The organism is Microbacterium sp. UBA1612 (assembly GCF_002321605.1).
GTDB lineage: Bacteria > Actinomycetota > Actinomycetes > Actinomycetales > Microbacteriaceae > Microbacterium > Microbacterium luteum.
The window spans coordinates 50,721-67,026 of record NZ_DCMW01000014.1 but is presented as its reverse complement, the minus strand read 5'-3'; the positions used below and the strand labels follow the sequence as shown (position 1 = coordinate 67,026).

Genomic DNA, 16,306 nt, shown 5'->3' with positions numbered 1-16,306 from the left:
ACCCGACGCGGTGCGCGGCGTGCCTAGAGTGGCCACATGGCCGCCCCCCGGATCGTCGCGATCGGAACCGCCGTACCGACCGCGCGTCTGACGCAGGACGAGGTGCGCGACATGTTCGCCGCGCAGCCGGGAACCAGCCGACTCACACAGCGCCTCATCCACGCCGCGTTCGACGCCGCCGACATCGAGACGCGCCACAGCGTGCTGTCGCAGCTCGCATCCGGGCAGGCCGCCGACCCGACGGAGGCGCTGTTCCGGGATGCCGCCGGCACCCTGCACGCGCCGACGACCGGCGAGCGCAACGACCTCTACGTGCGGCACGCGCCCGGACTCTACGCACGGGCGGCACGGGCCGCACTGAGTGAAGCGCGGGTGTCCGCATCCGAGATCACGCACGTCGTGACCGTCTCGTGCACCGGATTCTTCGCCCCCGGCCCCGACTACCGTCTCGTGCGCGACCTCGACCTGCGCCCCGATGTCGAGCGCTATCACCTGGGGTTCATCGGATGCGCCGCGGCCCTTCCCGCCCTGCGCGTCGCCGAGCGGCTCGCCCGGTCCGACCCCGGCGCGGTCGTCCTCGTCGTGTGCGCGGAGCTGTGCTCGCTGCACATCCGGGTCTCCGATGATCCGCAGCAGATCGTGGCGGCGTCCGTCTTCGGCGACGGGGCCGGGGCGGCGATCGTCACCGGCGCGCCCGGGATCGGTCGGGCGGGCGGCCTCGAGCTGGCGGATTTCGCGACGACCCTCACCTCGGAGGGCGAGACCGACATGACGTGGACGATCGGCGACCACGGGTTCGAGATGATCCTGTCCGCCGAGGTGCCGCGCATCATCGGGCGCGAGATCCGCGACGCCGTGGGACCGGTGCTCGACGGCGTCGACGCGTGGGCGGTGCATCCCGGCGGGCGCAGCGTGCTCGACCGCGTCGAGAGCGGGCTGGGCCTCGACCCGCAGGCGCTCGAGGCCTCCCGGCATGTGCTGCGGACCTACGGCAACATGTCCAGCGCGACGCTGCTGTTCATCCTGCGCGACCAGCTCGCCGACGACGCCGTCGCCGACGGTCGCACGGTCGGGGCGCTCGCCTTCGGGCCGGGCCTCACGGTCGAGTCGGCCCGCCTGACCAAGCGGACCCCCCGATGACGCTCGCCGCGCGCGACACGGCGCTGCGCGAGCTGATGGACGACCCCGCCTGCGATCCGGTGCGACTGGATGCGACCCTGCGGCGCTTCGACCTCGTCAACCGCCTCGTCTCCGGCTGGGGCACCGTCTACCGCACCCGCCTGCGGTCGTATCTCCGCGGCCTGGAGCGCCCCGCGCGCGTGCTCGACCTGGGCTGCGGCGGCGGCGATCTGGTGCGGCGTCTCGCCGCCGCCACCGCGCGCGACGGCCTCGCGGTCACCGTCGTCGGCGCCGATCCCGACCCCCGGGCGCACCGGGTTGCGACGTCGACGCCCGCGCCGCCGAACGCGGCGTTCGTGTGCGCCGACGCGGCCGCGCTCGTCGCGCGCGGTGAGCGCTTCGACGCGGTGGTCTCCAACCACGTGCTCCACCACCTCGACGACGCCCTGCCCGCGGTCATGGCGGCATCCGCGGAGCTCGCCCGAGGTCCCGTGCTGCACGGCGACATCGCCCGCGGGCGTCTCGCCTACGGCCTCTACGCGGTCGGGATCACGCCGCTCGCGCCCGGCACCTTCCTGCGCACCGACGGGCTCCGCTCCATCCGTCGCAGCTTCACGCCGGCCGAACTTCGCGCCGCCCTCGCCGCGGTGCCGGGGCGCTGGACGGTCTCGACACCGGCGCCGTTCCGGGTGCTGGCCGAGGGGTCGGGCCGTGCGTGAGGTGATCGTGGTCGGCGCGGGGCCGGTCGGGATGCTGCTGGCCGGCGAGCTGTCGCGCCTCGGTGTCAACGTGGAGCTTCTCGAGCGTCGCCCGTCCGCCGGCGGCGGCACACGCGCGATCGGCGTGCACTCCCCGGTGCTGGCCGCCCTCGAACCGTCGGGCCTCACCGAGCGGCTCCTCGCCTCCGCCGCACGCGTCACGCGCGGCGAGGCGCGGTCCCGCGGCGACGTGCTCGGCGTGGTGCGGTTCGAGCGGCTCTCGCGCCGGTTCCCATTCGTCGCGACACTGCCGCAGGCGGCGACCGAGGCCGTGCTCGCAGAGGCCGCACCTGAGCCGGTGCGCTCGGCGACCGTCACGGCGGTGCTGCCGGCGCCGGACCACGTGCGCGTGCGCGCCGCCGTCTCCGGGGGGATCACCGAGCGCGACGCACGCGTCGTGGTCGTCGCGACCGGCTCCGGCGGACGCGACGTCGTCTATCGCACCGACGCGCTCGCACGGCGCTTGTATCCGGACCGCTACCTGATGACGGATGCGACCGCCGCGATCGACGCGGACACCTCGGTCGCGGCTGTGCACCTCGACGCCGCCGGCGTGCTGGAGTCGTTTCCGCTGCCGGGCGGCCGGCGGCGGTTCGTCGCGTGGGACGCCGCCCCGCACGCATCCGACACCGCCGCGACGCGAGGCGCGCGCCTGCGCGAGGCGATGGCCGTTCGCGGCGAGGCGCAGGCGGGCGAGGGCGTGGCTGCGGCGACCTCGTTCGGCGTGCGGAGGATGGTCGCGCCGCGCATGCGCCGCGACCGCATCCTCACCGTCGGCGACACCGCCCATGAGGTGAGCCCGATCGGCGGGCAGGGCATGAACCTGGGTCTGCTCGACGCGATGACCCTCGCGCCGCTGCTGGCGGAGTGGATGCGCACGGGCACCGCGCCGACGACCCTCGACGCGTGGGAGCGCCGGCGCGTTCGATCGGCACGCGTGTCCGCGGCGATCGCGGCCGGCAACACCGCGCTCGGGCGCCCCGCCTCGCGCCGCATCGACCGCCTGCGCACGGGCGCGCTGCGCGCCCTGCTGGCCACACCCGCATCCCTCGTTCTCGCCCACGCCTACGCGATGGGCTTCGACGCCGACGCCTGAGGCGACCCCGGCCCGGCCGGCAGCGCAGGCAGCGCGGGCAGCGCGACCATGCGGGGGGGGGGAGTCAGGCGGCGAGCGCCCCGCCGGTCGCGACCAGCTGCACGGCGAGCAGCAGGGCGGCGGCCATGACGAGCGAGAACAGCAAACGCGCGCGGGGGCGTGAGAGCGCGACGACCACCGTCGCCGCGGTGAGGGCGAGGGCAGCCCCGAAGAAGATCCAGCCCAGCGGCGGGATGGCGGCGGCATCCGCCCCGACCGGACCCAGCAGCGTCGCGACGGCACCGACGAAGAGCCCGCCGATGGCGAGCAGAGTCGAGACGCGGGCGCCGAGGATGTGCGGCAGACCCCGCACCCCGGTGCGGGCGTCGTCGTCGAGGTCGGGCAGCACGTTCACCAGATGGATGGCGGCGCCGAGCGCCGCGCCGGCGATCCACGCCCACGGTGCGGCAGGGGCCGGGGGCTGGGCGGACAGCGGCGCGAGAGAGGGAAAGGCCCCGAAACCGACGAGGAACGGAAAGATCGAGACCGGCGTCGCCTTGAGCCCGGCGTTGTACGCCCAGGCCGCCGCGAGGAAGAGAGCGTGGGCGGCGAGCATCCCGAACCCGATCGCGAGGGACAGTCCGACGGCGAGGGCGAGGCATGCGTAGGCGGCCGCCCAGGCCTGGGCGGGCGTCGCGTCGCCGCGCGCGAGCGGCTTGTCGGTGCGCCCGACGACGCGGTCGCGGGGAAGGTCGATGACGTCGTTGGAGATGCCGACGGAGAGCTGCCCGAAGAACACCGCCGCCGTCAGCAGGGCCAGGTGCGCCGGCGGCGCGCCCGCCGCGGCACCGAGGGCGAGCGCCAGGGCGGTGACGACGAGCGTCGGGCCGGGGTGGGAGGAGCCCCACAGCGCGCGGACGACTCCCGCCACGCTCCGTCGATGCCGCTCCCCCATGCCTGCACGCTACCGGCCCGGCACCGACCGTCGGCCGCACGGCCTCGCCCGCGCGGCGTCGACAACACAGGAGATCCGCGCCGCATGACCGACCAGAGGGGGCTGCGGCGCGGATTCCGGAGAAATCACCTGCGTTGTTCACCACGGCACTCGCCGACCACCCGCCCGGGGCGCGCCGGCACGGGCGTCAGTCGTCGAGGAGCTCGGCCTCGATCACTTCGTCCTCGTCGGGCTCGGCGGCGGCCGGGGCCGTCGCGGGGCCGTCGCTGGTGAGCACGAGGGTCGAGCCGTCGGCGGCCATGTCGACCCGCACCACGTCGCCGTCGCGCACATGGCCCGACAGCAGGGCCATCGCGAGACGGTCCTGCACCTCGGACTGGATGAGCCGCCGCAGCGGCCGCGCGCCGAAGATCGGGTCGTACCCGCGCTCGGCGAGCCACGCACGTGCGTCGGGGGTCACCGCGAGCGTCAGCCGACGATCCCGCAGGCGGCGCTGCAGCGCGTCGACCGCGAGCTCCACGATCTGCGCGAGGTCGTCTTCGGTGAGCGCCTGGAAGATCACGATGTCATCGAGGCGGTTCACGAACTCCGGCTTGAACGCCTGGCGCACGAGGCCCTGCACCTGCTCGCGCTTCTGCTCGAGCGGGATGGTCGGGTCGATGAGGATGGGCGAGCCGAGGTTGGACGTGAGGATCAGGATGACGTTCTTGAAGTCGACGGTGCGACCCTGCCCATCGGTGAGGCGGCCGTCGTCCATCACCTGCAGCAGCACGTCGAAGACCTCGGGATGCGCCTTCTCGACCTCATCCAGGAGGACCACGGAGTAGGGCCGACGGCGCACGGCCTCGGTGAGCTGCCCGCCCTGCTCGTAGCCGACGTATCCGGGAGGGGCGCCGACCAGTCGCGACACCGAGTGCTTCTCGCCGTACTCCGACATGTCGATGCGCACCATGGCGTGCTCGTCGTCGAAGAGGAACTCGGCGAGGGCCTTGGCCAGCTCGGTCTTTCCGACGCCCGTGGGGCCGAGGAAGAGGAACGATCCGGTCGGGCGGTCCGGGTCGCTGATGCCCGCGCGCGAGCGGCGCACCGCATCCGAGACGGCCTTGACCGCATCCTTCTGCCCGATGAGCCGCTTGCCGAGCTCCTTCTCCAGGTGCAGCAGCTTCTCGGTCTCGCCCTGCATGAGGCGTCCGACGGGAATGCCGGTCCACGACGCGATGACGCCGGCGATGTCGTTCTCGGTGACCTGGTCGCCGACCATCCGCTCGCCGGCGGGCTCTTCGCGCTCGGCCTCGAGCAGGCCGCGTTCGAGCGCCGGGATCTCGGCGTAGAGCAGGCGCGAGGCGCGCTCGAGGTTGCCCTCGCGCTGAGCGCGCTCGGCCTCCATGCGGGCGGCGTCGAGGCGGGTCTTGAGGTCGCCGACGCGGTTGAGCGAGGCGCGCTCGCGCTCCCATCGCGACTGCAGCTCGCCGAGCTTCGCCTCCTCGGCCGCGAGGTCGGCGCGCAGGGCCGCGAGCCGCTCCTTGGCGGCGTCGTCCTTCTCCTTCTTCAGCGCGAGCTCCTCGAGCTTGAGGCGGTCGACGTGGCGGCGCAGCTCGTCGATCTCGAGCGGCGCGGAGTCGATCTCCATCCGCAGCCGCGACGCGGCCTCGTCGATCAGGTCGATGGCCTTGTCGGGAAGCTGACGGCTCGGGATGTAGCGGTGCGACAGGGATGCGGCGGCCACGAGCGCGCCGTCGGCGATGGCGACCTTGTGGTGCGCCTCGTAGCGCTCCTTGAGTCCGCGCAGGATGGCGACGGTGTCCTCGACCGACGGCTCGCCGACGTAGACCTGCTGGAAGCGGCGCTCGAGGGCGGCATCCTTTTCGATGAACTCGCGGTACTCGTTGAGCGTGGTCGCGCCGATCAGGCGCAGCTCGCCGCGGGCGAGCATGGGCTTGAGCATGTTCGCCGCGGCGACCGATCCCTCCCCGCCACCGGCCCCCATGAGCACGTGGAGCTCGTCGATGAACGTGATGACGCGCCCCTCGGACTCGGTAATCTCCTTCAGGACGCTCTTGAGCCGCTCCTCGAACTGGCCGCGGTACATCGCCCCGGCCACGAGCGCGGAGATGTCGAGCGTGATGAGCTCCTTGTCCTTGAGCGACTCGGCGACGTCGCCCGCGACGATCCGCTGGGCGAGGCCCTCGACGACGGCGGTCTTGCCGACGCCGGGCTCCCCGATGAGCACCGGGTTGTTCTTCGTGCGTCGCGTGAGCACCTGGCTGACGCGACGGATCTCGGAGTCGCGGCCGATGACCGGGTCGAGCTTTCCCTGCCGCGCGCGGTCGGTGAGGTTGATCCCGAACTGTTCGAGGGCGCTCTGCTGCTCCTCCTGCCCGGGCATCTGGGTGGCGTTCATGTGTCACGTCTCCTGACGTCGATTCCAAAGTTGAGTTTGCTTGGCTCAACTTTAGCACCGGAAGTGGATGCACGCGAGCAACGACCGGATCTCCGGCCGGTACGGTTCGTTCCGCCGCCCTCAGTTCGGACGCGCGGGGAGGGCGATGCGGAACTGCGTCCCCTCGCCGACGGCGCTCGTGGCGGACATCGTGCCGTCGTGAGCGGTGACGATCGCCTTCGTGATCGACAGGCCGAGTCCGACGCCCTTGATCGCCTGACGTGTAGCCATCTTCGATCGGAAGAACCGCTCGCTGAGCTGCTCGAGATCGTCGGGCTCGATGCCCATCCCGGTGTCGGTGACGGTGACGACGGCGTGCCCGTCCTCCCGACCGACGACGATGGTGACCGAACCGCCCGACGGGGTGAACTTGACGGCGTTGGAGACGAGATTGTCGATGGACTGGCCGATGCGGCGGCCGTCCGCGTGCAGATGCAGCGGCGCGTCGGGCACGTGCACGGCTACGGCAACGCCGGCACGCTCGGCGACGGGGAGGATCGACTCGCCCGCAGCAGACGCGATGGCCGCGATGTCGACGCTCTCGCGGCGCAGGGGAATCTTCCCCGCCTCCACCTGCGCGATGAACAGGAGGTCGCCGACCAGCTGGAGGAGGCGATTGGCATTGCGCTGCGCTACCCCGATGAACCGCTTCTGATCCTCGGAGAGGGTCTCTTCCTCCTCGATCACGAGCTCGAGATAGCCGAGGATGGAGCTGAGGGGCGTGCGCAGCTCGTGCGAGATCGTGCCGACGAACTCGTCCTTCAGGCGCGTGATCTCCTTGGCGTGACGGGCGTCGCGCAGAACGAAGGTGTAGCCGACCCTCTCGTCGCCGACGCGCCGCTCGGCGCATGTGAGGTAGACCGGGATCTCCACCCCGTCGACCGAGCGCACGAGCAGGTCACCCTCGCCCTGACCGGCAGAGCGACCGATCTCGACCAGTCGCGGCAGGATCTCGGCTTCGTCTGCGACACTGTCGTCGGCAGCAGGAAGTCCCACCGTGCGGGGAACGAACAGGTCGCCGACGGCCTCCTCGCCGCTGTGCGCTCCGTCACCGCCGAGGATGTCGGCCACGTCGTAGCCGAGGAGCAGCTCAGCCCCCGGCCCCCACCCCACGATGCGGCCCCGCTCGTCGGTGACGATGACGGCCTCGTTGTCCATCGCCTCCCAGATGCTCTTCGCGAATGCCTCGGATTCGCGAAGCCCCTCGGCAGCGGCGGCGAGCTCGGTCCTGCCGCGCTCCGCCTCCTCGAGCAGCCGGGCACGCTCGCCCGAGAGTTCGGCCACTTCTGTCAATCGCGCCCTCGCCGAGCGCGTGGTCTCGTTCACGACGATCGCGACGGCCGCGATCACCACGGCGACGAAGACGACGCGCACGAGTTGCCCGTTGCCCCAGGCCTCCAGCCCGGAGAAGTAGGGCCCGAGGAAAGCCACGACGAGCGCGCCGATCCCGAAGGCCACCATGCGGCGGCCGGGGAGCGTGGCGACCCAGACGATCGGGAGGAGGATGATGACCGAGAACATCGACGCCGAGCCACCGGTTCCGACGCGGAAGAGCCCGATCGCGAGAATGGCCAGGATCGGCACGACGGCCACCCCGTCGCGACGCACTCGGTGCCAGGGGACCAGGACGGCCGCGACTTCCAGGAGCGCGAGCCATACCACGGACGACCACATCGCGACCGGGTCGGTGATCTGACCGGCTCCGAACAGCCACACCGCCGGAAGTGCGAGCACGACCAGCAGAAGGGTGGGCAGCAGGAGCAGCCCCGGATGCGAGCGCCTGCCGGCACCACTGCCAGGCGTGCGCGCGGTCGCCGTCGGCGTCATCGGGAGGGCTTCAGCTGATCAAGGACCCGTCGCACCTGCGCGGCGGTGAACGGCTTGGGCAGGTGCGCGTCTGCGGTCGGGAACTGTGCCGGATCGAGCACGGAGCAGATGACGATCCTCGCTCCCGGGGCGAGGGCCCGAACGCGGTCCATCGCCCGCCAACCATCGTCTCGTCCGCGGAGCAGCAGATCGACGACCGCGATGTCGGGAGCCTTCTCCACGAGGAGCGGCTCCGCGGCGTCGGTACCGGCCGCCGTGCGCACGTCGCATCCGGCGCGCGTGAAGAGGGTCCGAAGCAGCTCTCGCTGATCGTCGACATCGTCGATCACCAGCACGTCGGGTGAAGCGCTCATCCCAGGATCATTCCACAGCGGGACGCTCGCGACGGCCGCGCGCGAGACGTTCGACGATGGCGACCAAGTCCTTCGACGACAGCGGCTTGGCGAGGTAGTCGTTCGCGCCTTCGCGTCGTGCGCGCTCGGCGTACTCGCCGCCGGCGTGAGCGGTCATGATCACCACGGCGAGATCCGATCGCCGCGCACGGATGTCGCCGAGAAGCTCGAAGCCCCCGCGCCCCGGCAGTTCCAGGTCGGTGATGACGACGTCGGGATCGAACTCCGACTCGAGCGCTTCGTAGCCGTCCGCACTGGCGAGCACCTTCACCTCACAGGGCAGGCGACGGTGCAGGATCGTCTGGACATAGAGGGCGACGTCCTCATCGTCCTCCACGACGATCACGCGGAACGGCTCGTCAGTCACATCTGTCACGATACGCGGAGGCGGCGGTCCGCCAAGACCCTCGCGTCAGGCTGCCGGCACCGACGGCGCCACCGCCGCGACCGCCTCGTCGACGCAGGCGAAGCGCGCCCGGTAGGCCGTGGGGGTCACGCCGAGCATGCGGGAGAAGTTCTGCCGCAGCACCGCGGCGGAGCCGAATCCGCACGCCTCGGCAATGCGGTCCAGGCCCTGATCGGTGCGCTCGAGCAGACGCTGGGCGTGGATGACGCGCTGCCGCGCGAGCCATGCGGCGGGCGTCGTGCCGTGATCGGCCTTGAAGCGCCGCGCGAAGGTGCGCGGCGACATGTGAGCCCGGGCGGCGAGTTGGTCGACGGTCAAGTCGAGCGCGAGGTTCTCCAGCATCCAGTCGGTGACCGCCGACAGCGACAGCGAGGCGACTTCGGGGAGAGGATGGTCGATGAACTGGGCCTGGCCGCCGTCGCGCTGCGGCGGCACGACCATGCGCCGCGCGATCGTGTTCGCGGCCTCGGCGCCGAGCTCCTGTCGCAGCAGGTGCAGGCTCGCGTCGAGACCCGCGGCCGTGCCCGCGCTCGTGATGATCCGTCCATCCTGCACGTAGAGAACGTCGGGGTCGACGTCGATGCGCGGGTACATCTCGATCATCGTGTCGGTGTACATCCAGTGCGTGGTGGCTCGGCGCCCGTCGAGAACGCCGGATTCGGCGAGGATGAACGCGCCGCTGCACAGGCTCAGCAGCCACGCGCCCCGCGCGTCGGCCTGACGCACCGCGTCAAGCACGCGCGCATCGGTGCGGCCCCATTTCTCGCGCGGGAGCGGCGCGACGATCACCAGATCGGCCTCGGCGGCGAACGACAGATCGTGCTCGACGTTGATCGAGAAGCCCATCCCGGACTGCACGACTCCCGGGTCGGGTGCCAGCACGCGGAAGTCGAAGTTCTGGATGCCGTCGCGACTGCGATCGAGCCCGAAGGCCTCGCACGCGACGCCGAATTCGAACGGCGCGAAGCCGTCCTGGACGATACAGGCGACCGTTCTCACTTCGACCTCCGGGATTGGGGACGTCATGGCAGTTTTACACCGATGTGTGTCCATTCTGCCACTTCTGTCTTTTTCCCGCTCGGCGTAGCTTTTCTGCCATGGTCATCCTCATCGCTTTCGCCGCCCTGGCCGCCCTCGGCCTCGCCGGGACTCTCGTCGCCCTCGTCACCGACGCGCGTCACCGCATCCCGACCGACCCCCCACGCATCCCGCAACGCGAGAGCACGGCCGACGAGACCCGGGCGAATGTCCGAGACACCGGTGCGCGCAGCCGGGTCTCGGTCGCGCGGCCCGGTCTCGCCGGCGGGCGTCAGAGCACGCCGGCGTAGACCTCGAGCATCGCCGCGGTGCGCGAGGACTGGCGGAAGGCCGCCGCGACCCGCTCCTCGGGGACCGGGGCGGAGCCGGCGGCGATGTCGGACGCCGCCCGCCGGAGCGCCTCGCCGAGGGCTTCGACCGACGCACCGGCGACATCCCACCTTCCGGCGCCGAGCTCCGCGCCGATGTCGGGGTCGCTCACGATCGCGGGTATGCCGAGGCTGGCCGCCTCGAAGACCGTCATCCCCTGGGTCTCGAACCCGATCGAGGTCTGCACGACGGCATCGGCGCGATGGATGCGCCGCAGCGTCTCGGCATAGGGCAGTCGTCCGGCGAAGCCGACGTTCGTCCCGGTCGGCGCGTGCAGGCCGTGTGCCGTGACGAACCGCTGCGCCGCGCGCAGCTGGCCACCGCCGCCGATGATCTCGACGTCGGCGGCGGGCCGGGCGAAGGCCAGAGCCTCGAGGAAGGGCATCAGGCGCTTCTCGGGGCTCATCCGGCCGAGCCACACCAGTCGCGGTCGCCCGCCGGGAGCCGGCGGCGCCTCGGCGCGCACGGCATCGAGGAGGTCGTCGTGGATGCCGTTCCACACGACGTCGACGCCCTCGCCGCGTGCCGGCGAGACGCCGTGTGCCTCGAGGCGGCGCGCGAAGTGCGTCGAGGGCGCCGTCACGGCCGACGCGCGCTCGGCGAATCGGCGGAGGTAGGCCCAGCCGTCGGCGCCGCGCGTGCGCGAGCCGATCGCGCGCCGCTGCCAACCGCCGAGGAGCCGCAGCACGGCGCGCGGCGCGGGGGTGGTCGCGGCGATGCCGACATCCACGCGGTTGTGCATGGTGTGCACGACGGGACGATCGTGGCGGGCGGCGTAGCGGTGTCCGAGGAAGGCTCCCCAGAAATCGGCCTGCACGTGCACGACGTCGACGGGCGGGCGCGCGGCCAGCGCGTCATCCACCCAGCGGTCGGTGCGACCGCCGGGCCAGGACAGCGAGTACTCGCGATCGAACGTTATCGGGATCGACGGCACGTCGACGTAGGCGTCGTCGGGGGCGACCGCCGCCGCCCGGCGTCCGTGGAGGGCGGGGGCGACGATCGTGACGGTGTGCCCGGCTCGCTCGAGGAACTCGCGCTGCAGGCGCATCGAGACCTGCGCGCCACCGAGCGATTCGACGTGCTGATCGCCGAACATCACCACGTGCACGGCGTCACTCCGGGAGCGGTTCGCCGCGGTAGAGGGCTTCGAAGGTGTCGAGGGTGCGGTTGATGTCGTGCACGGCCACCCCGTCGAGAGATGCCTGCTGCATCCGTCGGCGTTCATCGGCGTCGGCGGTGAGCACGTCGGTCAGCCGAGCGGCGAGTTCGTCGACGTCGCCGGGGGTGAACAGGTAGCCGTTCTCGCCGTGGTGCACGAGGTGCGGCAGCGCCACGGCGTCGGCGGCGACCACGGGAAGCGCCGAGGCCATCGCCTCCATCGTGGCGATCGACTGCAGCTCGGCGATCGAGGCGATCGCGAAGACGCTGGCCCGGGAGTACAGGCGCCGCAGCTCCTCGTCGGAGACGTGTCCGTGGAACACGACCCGATCCTCGAGCCCGAGCTCGTGCACGAGGTTCTCGAGGCTCTTGCGCTGGTCCCCGCCCCCGACGATGTCGAAGCCCGCCTGGAGCGCCGGGTCGAGGGCGGCGAGCGCCCGCAGCACGACGTCGATCTGCTTCTCGCTGGTGAGGCGTCCGACGAACAGCACCCGGTTCTCGGCGCGCGGCTTCAGGTCGGGGGTGTAGTTGCCCTTGTCGATGCCGCAGCTGACGGGGATGACATCCGACACGTCGATCGTGGCCTCGAGGAAGTCCGCCGCCTTGCGCGTGGGCGTCGTCACGGCGCGCGTCGAGGAGAGGGTGCGCTCCGCGTCGCCCCACGCCCAGCGGATGACGGCGTCGGTGATCCGCTGCGGCAGCACCGTGAAGTCGAGGATGTTCTCGGCCATCACGTGATTGGTCGCGACGACGGGGATCCCTCGGCGGTTCGCCTCGTAGGCGAGACCGCGCCCGATGATGATGTGGGACTGGATGTGCACGACGTCGGGCTTGACCTCGTCGAGCACGCGGCGGGCGTAGTGCTTCGACCGCCACGGCCACACGAACCGCAGCCAGTCGTGCGGGGGCCAGCGCACCGAGGGGAGCCGGTGCACGCACATCTGGACGCCCTCGACGGTCTCGATGCCCGGTGCCGCACGTCGGTAGCGCTGGTTCGGGGCCACGACGTGCACCTCGTGGCCGCGACCGACGAGTCCGGCGGCCAAGCGCTCCGCGAAGCGGGCAGCCCCGTTGATGTCCGGCGCGAAGGTGTCGCAGCCGATGACGACGGTGAGGGGGCGGCGGGGATCGGGCGTGGCGGGGTCGGTCACGGGATGCGGGCTGCCTATCTGTGCGGCGGCGGAGCGCAGCGGCTGTCTGCGGAGGATGGCGCGGGTGGATCGCACCGGTTCGCGCGCGCGTCAACTGTACCGAAGAACCCCGGTCCGATCCGGGAGCGGCGCCCCGCCTTGTCGCCACGCTCTCGAGTGCCCTGTCAGGCGCGCGCCGTACGCTGGGCGCATGCCGCGACTGCACGCTGACGCCGACGAGCACCTCTGGGTTCCCGTGACGGGGTCACTGGGATTCCGCGGGCGCCGGCACCGCAAGGCCGCGATCCGCATGCTGCTGACGCAGGCGAACCGCGCGGCGGGCGCGGACGACCGGCCCGGCAGCGGCTTCCTCGCATGGGCGATGAGCCAGGCGGCGCCGCTGCTGATGAAGCGCGCGAACGGGCGCGTGCTGGTGTGGGTGTGGAAGAGCGACCCCGACCTGCTCGTGGCGATGGCGCAGGTGCAGGAGGCGACCGCTCAGGCGCGGGCCGCGCGCGCGATGATGCCCATGGAGTACGACGACACCGAGTCGTTCCGCAGTCCTTTCCTCGGGATGGGCGAGAAGCTCGCGATGCCCCTGCCGCCCGACCCGCGCACGCCGCCCTTCGCCACCTACACGTGGGACACGGGCTCCCACTTCGTCACCGTCACGTGCGTCTGCGGAGACCGAGAGCGGTTCGGCACCGTCATGGGCTCCATGGACGACCTCGCGCGCACCGTGCGGGTGGCGGATGATCTGACGGTCGGCGAATCCGCCGGCGTGCTGCGCATCGACCCCGCCTGAACGGGTCGCGGCACGTGCCCGCTACGGCCGAGGCTGCCCGACGACCCCCTTGCGCAGCACGGCGTTGCCGTAGGTGCGCGTCTCCCCGGTCCGGATGACGAGGAACGCCGCGCGCGCGACGTCGTAGTAGGCGAAGCGATCGATGAAGGCCGTCGTCTCCGGCGTCGTGCCGGCGGCATCCATCAGCTCGCGCTGCACCTCGAGCACGGTGCCGTCGGCGGAGGTCATGAGGTCGAGCGACGGAGAGTCGTCGAGCGGAACGACGGTGCGGATCGCGCGCAGCACGTCGGGTGTCGTCGCGCCCGGGAGGTTCACGAGCCTCGTCGCGACGGCCGCGGCGGGAAAGTGCGCGTCGGCGATGACGACGGCGTCGGAGTGTCCCATGTCGTCCAGATGGTGCAGCAGTTCACCCGACAGCAGCGGGTGGATTCCTTCGAGCATGTCGTTCCTTCCAGCTCAGGCGGGGATGAGCGCCGCGTCGGCGAGCTCGGCCCAGAACCCGTCCGGCACCGGCAGGCGCATGTACTCGGCATTCTGCACCAGGTGCGCCGGGCGACTCCCCCCGACCACGACGGAGCGCACCGCGGTGTCTCGGAGCGGGAACTGCACGGCCGCCGCCGGCAGCGGCACCTCCCAGTCGGCGGCGATCGCCGTGATGCGCTGCAGGCGCTCCCACACGTCGTCGGGCACGCCGCCGTACTCGTAGCGGCCCTCGCGCGAGGGCTGCGCGGTCGCGAGCAGGCCGGAGTTGAACACGGATGCCGCCACCACATCCGTGCGGCTGCGATGACACGCGGGGAGCGCTTCGGCGGCGGCGGGCTGCTCCAGGAGCGTGTAGCGGCCGGCGATCATGACGACGTCGAGGTCGGCGGCGCCGACGCCGCGCACGACGGTGTCGGCGACCATCGTGCCGATGCCGACGGCCCGCACGACGCCCTCGGCGCGAAGCTGCTCGAGCGCGGGGAGCGCCTCGGCCACGGCGAGGTCGAGGTCGTGGCGCTCGGGGTCGTGCAGGTAGACCATGTCGATGCGATCGAGCCCCATCCGCTGAAGCGACTCGGAGATGCTCGTGCGGATGCCGTCGGCGCTGACATCCCACTCGCGGCGCAGCGTCGTCGGAACGTGGAAGTCGTGGTCGAGGTCGAGACCGCCGTCGTCGTCGGGGTTCGGGCGCAGCAGGCGCCCGACCTTCGTGGAGACCACGTACTCGTCGCGCGGCTTGGTCGAAAGGAACGCGCCCAGCCGGCGCTCGGACAGCCCGAGCCCGTAATGCGGCGCGGTGTCGAAGTAGCGGATGCCGCTCTCCCACGCCGCCTCGAGGATGGCGAACGCGTCATCGTCGCTCATCGCGCGGAAGAGGTTGCCGACGTTGGCGGCGCCGTAGCCGAGCGGGGTCAGCGTCGGCGTGCGCGGCTCAGGCGACGACATGCGCGCCCGTCCACGTGTAGGTGGCGATGCTCTCGGCCTTCATCTCCATGCCGGCGCCCGGCGCGAGCGGCGGCATGTACGCGCCGTGGCGGATGTCGGTGGGCGTGATGAAGTGCTCGTGCAGATGATCCACGTACTCGATCATCCGCCCGTCCCGGCTGCCGCTGACGGCCACGAAGTCGAACATCGACAGGTGCTGCACCGCTTCGCAGAGCCCCACGCCGCCCGCGTGCGGGCAGACCGGAACCCCGAACTTCGCCGCCAGCAGGAGGTTGGCGACGTTCTCGTTGACGCCCGCGACGCGCACCGCATCGATCTGCATGACCGAGATCGCCTCGGCCTGGAGCAGCTGCTTGAAGATCATGCGGTTCTGCGCGTGCTCTCCCGTGGCCACGCGCACCGGCGCGACCCCGCGGGCGATCTCGGCGTGACCGAGGATGTCGTCGGGGCTCGTCGGCTCCTCGATCCACGCGAGGTCGAACTCCGCCAGCGCCCGCACCCAGTCGATCGCCTCGGAGACCTCCCAGCGCTGGTTCGCGTCGATGGCGATCGGGAAATCGGGGCCGCAGACCTCGCGCGCGATGCGCAGGCGGCGCACGTCGTCGTCGAGATCGGCACCGACCTTGAGCTTGATCTGGGGGAACCCGTCGGCGATCGCCTCACGGCAGAGGCGCGTGAGCTTCTCGTCGGAGTAGCCGAGCCAGCCCGGGCTCGTCGTGTAGGCGGGGTAGCCGTCGGCCAGCAGGGCCGCCTCACGCTCGGAGCGACCCGCCTCGGCACCGCGGAGGATCTCCAGCGCCTCGTCGGGGGTCAGGGCGTTGGTGAGGTAGCGGAAGTCGACGAGCCCGACGATCTCCTCGGGCGTCATGCGCGACAGGAGCCGCCACAGCGGCATTCCCGCGCGCTTGGCCTTGAGGTCCCACAGCGCGTTGACGACGGCGCCGATCGCCATGTGCATGACGCCCTTCTCGGGCCCCAGCCAGCGCAGCTGCGAGTCGCCGATGAGCCCGCGCCACGTGGCGCCCATGTCGTCGAGGAGGGGTTCGAGCTCCTGCCCGACGAGGTGGCCGGCGAGCGCGTCGATCGCGGCGACCTGCACGTCGTTGCCGCGGCCGATCGTGAAGACGAACGCGTGACCGGCCTCGCCCGCGTCGGTGACGACCTGCACGTAGGCAGCGGAGTAGTCGGGGTCGAGGTTCATCGCGTCGGAGCCGTCGAGACTGAGCGACGTGGGAAAGCGGATGTCTGTCGTGTCCAGTGAGACGATGCGGGTCACAGGTACTCCTCCTCGAGCCGCGGCTTCCGCGGGAACCTTGGAAGTGTAAACATCGGATGTCTATACTGTCAATTGCCACCAGGGTCGCAGGCGCTGACGCGTGCGCGGCCGCACACTGTCGTACGGGAGA

The 16,306-nt window shown here is 71.7% G+C and carries 16 protein-coding genes; 5 read left to right on the top strand and 11 right to left on the bottom strand.

Features of this window, described 5'->3' with window-relative positions; all coding sequences use genetic code 11:
- The first annotated feature begins 36 nt into the window (after window positions 1–36).
- Genes B3S45_RS05780 through B3S45_RS05770 form a run of 3 tightly spaced genes read left to right on the top strand, consistent with a single transcriptional unit; the run spans window position 37 to window position 2,973 of the window.
- Window positions 37–1,140, top strand: a complete 1,104-nt coding sequence (locus tag B3S45_RS05780; protein ID WP_071045422.1) for a type III polyketide synthase — start codon at window positions 37–39, stop codon at window positions 1,138–1,140.
- Entirely contained in the window at window positions 1,137–1,838 is a 702-nt protein-coding gene (locus tag B3S45_RS05775) for a methyltransferase domain-containing protein (RefSeq protein ID WP_071045423.1), read from the top strand. Before B3S45_RS05780 ends, B3S45_RS05775 begins: the two co-directional genes overlap by 4 nt.
- Window positions 1,831–2,973 carry an FAD-dependent oxidoreductase gene (locus B3S45_RS05770; RefSeq protein WP_286717937.1) on the top strand — a complete coding sequence of 381 codons (1,143 nt, stop codon included), beginning with the start codon at window positions 1,831–1,833 and terminating at the stop codon, window positions 2,971–2,973. The genes B3S45_RS05775 and B3S45_RS05770 overlap by 8 nt, the downstream gene beginning before the upstream one ends.
- Window positions 2,974–3,037: 64 nt before the next feature.
- On the opposite strand, the gene B3S45_RS05765 is transcribed toward B3S45_RS05770, so the two are convergent.
- From B3S45_RS05765 to B3S45_RS05740, 6 genes are all read right to left on the bottom strand, one after another.
- A complete protein-coding gene (locus B3S45_RS05765) occupies window positions 3,038–3,907 on the bottom strand; it encodes a UbiA family prenyltransferase (protein WP_286717935.1) in 870 nt (289 codons plus the stop codon).
- Window positions 3,908–4,094: 187 nt separating this feature from the next.
- The gene (locus B3S45_RS05760; RefSeq protein WP_194383984.1) at window positions 4,095–6,308 is read right to left on the bottom strand and encodes an ATP-dependent Clp protease ATP-binding subunit; all 2,214 of its coding nucleotides are present in this window, start codon (window positions 6,306–6,308) and stop codon (window positions 4,095–4,097) included.
- Window positions 6,309–6,428: 120 nt separating this feature from the next.
- Window positions 6,429–8,174: an ATP-binding protein gene (locus B3S45_RS05755; protein WP_071045425.1), complete on the bottom strand. Its 1,746-nt coding sequence runs from the start codon at window positions 8,172–8,174 to the stop codon at window positions 6,429–6,431.
- Entirely contained in the window at window positions 8,171–8,527 is a 357-nt protein-coding gene (locus B3S45_RS05750) for a response regulator (protein WP_071045426.1), read from the bottom strand. Before B3S45_RS05750 ends, B3S45_RS05755 begins: the two co-directional genes overlap by 4 nt.
- A 7-nt stretch (window positions 8,528–8,534) precedes the next feature.
- A complete protein-coding gene (locus B3S45_RS05745; protein ID WP_176759444.1) occupies window positions 8,535–8,933 on the bottom strand; it encodes a response regulator in 399 nt (132 codons plus the stop codon).
- A 45-nt stretch (window positions 8,934–8,978) separates the two neighbouring features.
- Window positions 8,979–9,971: a GlxA family transcriptional regulator gene (locus B3S45_RS05740; RefSeq protein ID WP_176759447.1), complete on the bottom strand. Its 993-nt coding sequence runs from the start codon at window positions 9,969–9,971 to the stop codon at window positions 8,979–8,981.
- Window positions 9,972–10,069: 98 nt separating this feature from the next.
- On the opposite strand from B3S45_RS05740, the gene B3S45_RS05735 reads away from it, so the two are divergent.
- Entirely contained in the window at window positions 10,070–10,300 is a 231-nt protein-coding gene (locus tag B3S45_RS05735; RefSeq protein WP_071045429.1) for a hypothetical protein, read from the top strand.
- Here B3S45_RS05735 and B3S45_RS05730 read toward each other — a convergent pair.
- Both B3S45_RS05730 and B3S45_RS05725 read right to left on the bottom strand, forming a co-directional pair.
- A complete protein-coding gene (locus B3S45_RS05730; RefSeq protein WP_071045430.1) occupies window positions 10,282–11,487 on the bottom strand; it encodes a glycosyltransferase family 4 protein in 1,206 nt (401 codons plus the stop codon). The genes B3S45_RS05735 and B3S45_RS05730 overlap by 19 nt on opposite strands.
- Window positions 11,488–11,491: 4 nt before the next feature.
- Window positions 11,492–12,688: a glycosyltransferase gene (locus B3S45_RS05725; RefSeq protein ID WP_071045431.1), complete on the bottom strand. Its 1,197-nt coding sequence runs from the start codon at window positions 12,686–12,688 to the stop codon at window positions 11,492–11,494.
- A gap of 190 nt (window positions 12,689–12,878) precedes the next feature.
- Here B3S45_RS05725 and B3S45_RS05720 point away from each other — a divergent pair, with 190 nt between their 5' ends.
- Window positions 12,879–13,472 (top strand): hypothetical protein, encoded by a 594-nt coding sequence (locus B3S45_RS05720; RefSeq protein ID WP_286717928.1) that lies wholly within the window; start codon window positions 12,879–12,881, stop codon window positions 13,470–13,472.
- Between the two features lie 21 nt (window positions 13,473–13,493).
- On the opposite strand, the gene B3S45_RS05715 is transcribed toward B3S45_RS05720, so the two are convergent.
- The 3 genes from B3S45_RS05715 to B3S45_RS05705 are packed head-to-tail and all read right to left on the bottom strand — an operon-like array spanning window position 13,494 to window position 16,176.
- Window positions 13,494–13,913, bottom strand: coding sequence for an RbsD/FucU family protein (locus B3S45_RS05715; protein ID WP_286717925.1), 420 nt, complete (start codon window positions 13,911–13,913; stop codon window positions 13,494–13,496).
- 15 nt (window positions 13,914–13,928) lie between these two features.
- Window positions 13,929–14,900, bottom strand: a complete 972-nt coding sequence (locus tag B3S45_RS05710) for an aldo/keto reductase (protein ID WP_286717922.1) — start codon at window positions 14,898–14,900, stop codon at window positions 13,929–13,931.
- Window positions 14,887–16,176 carry an L-fuconate dehydratase gene (locus B3S45_RS05705; protein WP_286717919.1) on the bottom strand — a complete coding sequence of 430 codons (1,290 nt, stop codon included), beginning with the start codon at window positions 16,174–16,176 and terminating at the stop codon, window positions 14,887–14,889. Before B3S45_RS05705 ends, B3S45_RS05710 begins: the two co-directional genes overlap by 14 nt.
- Between the last annotated feature and the right edge of the window lie 130 nt (window positions 16,177–16,306).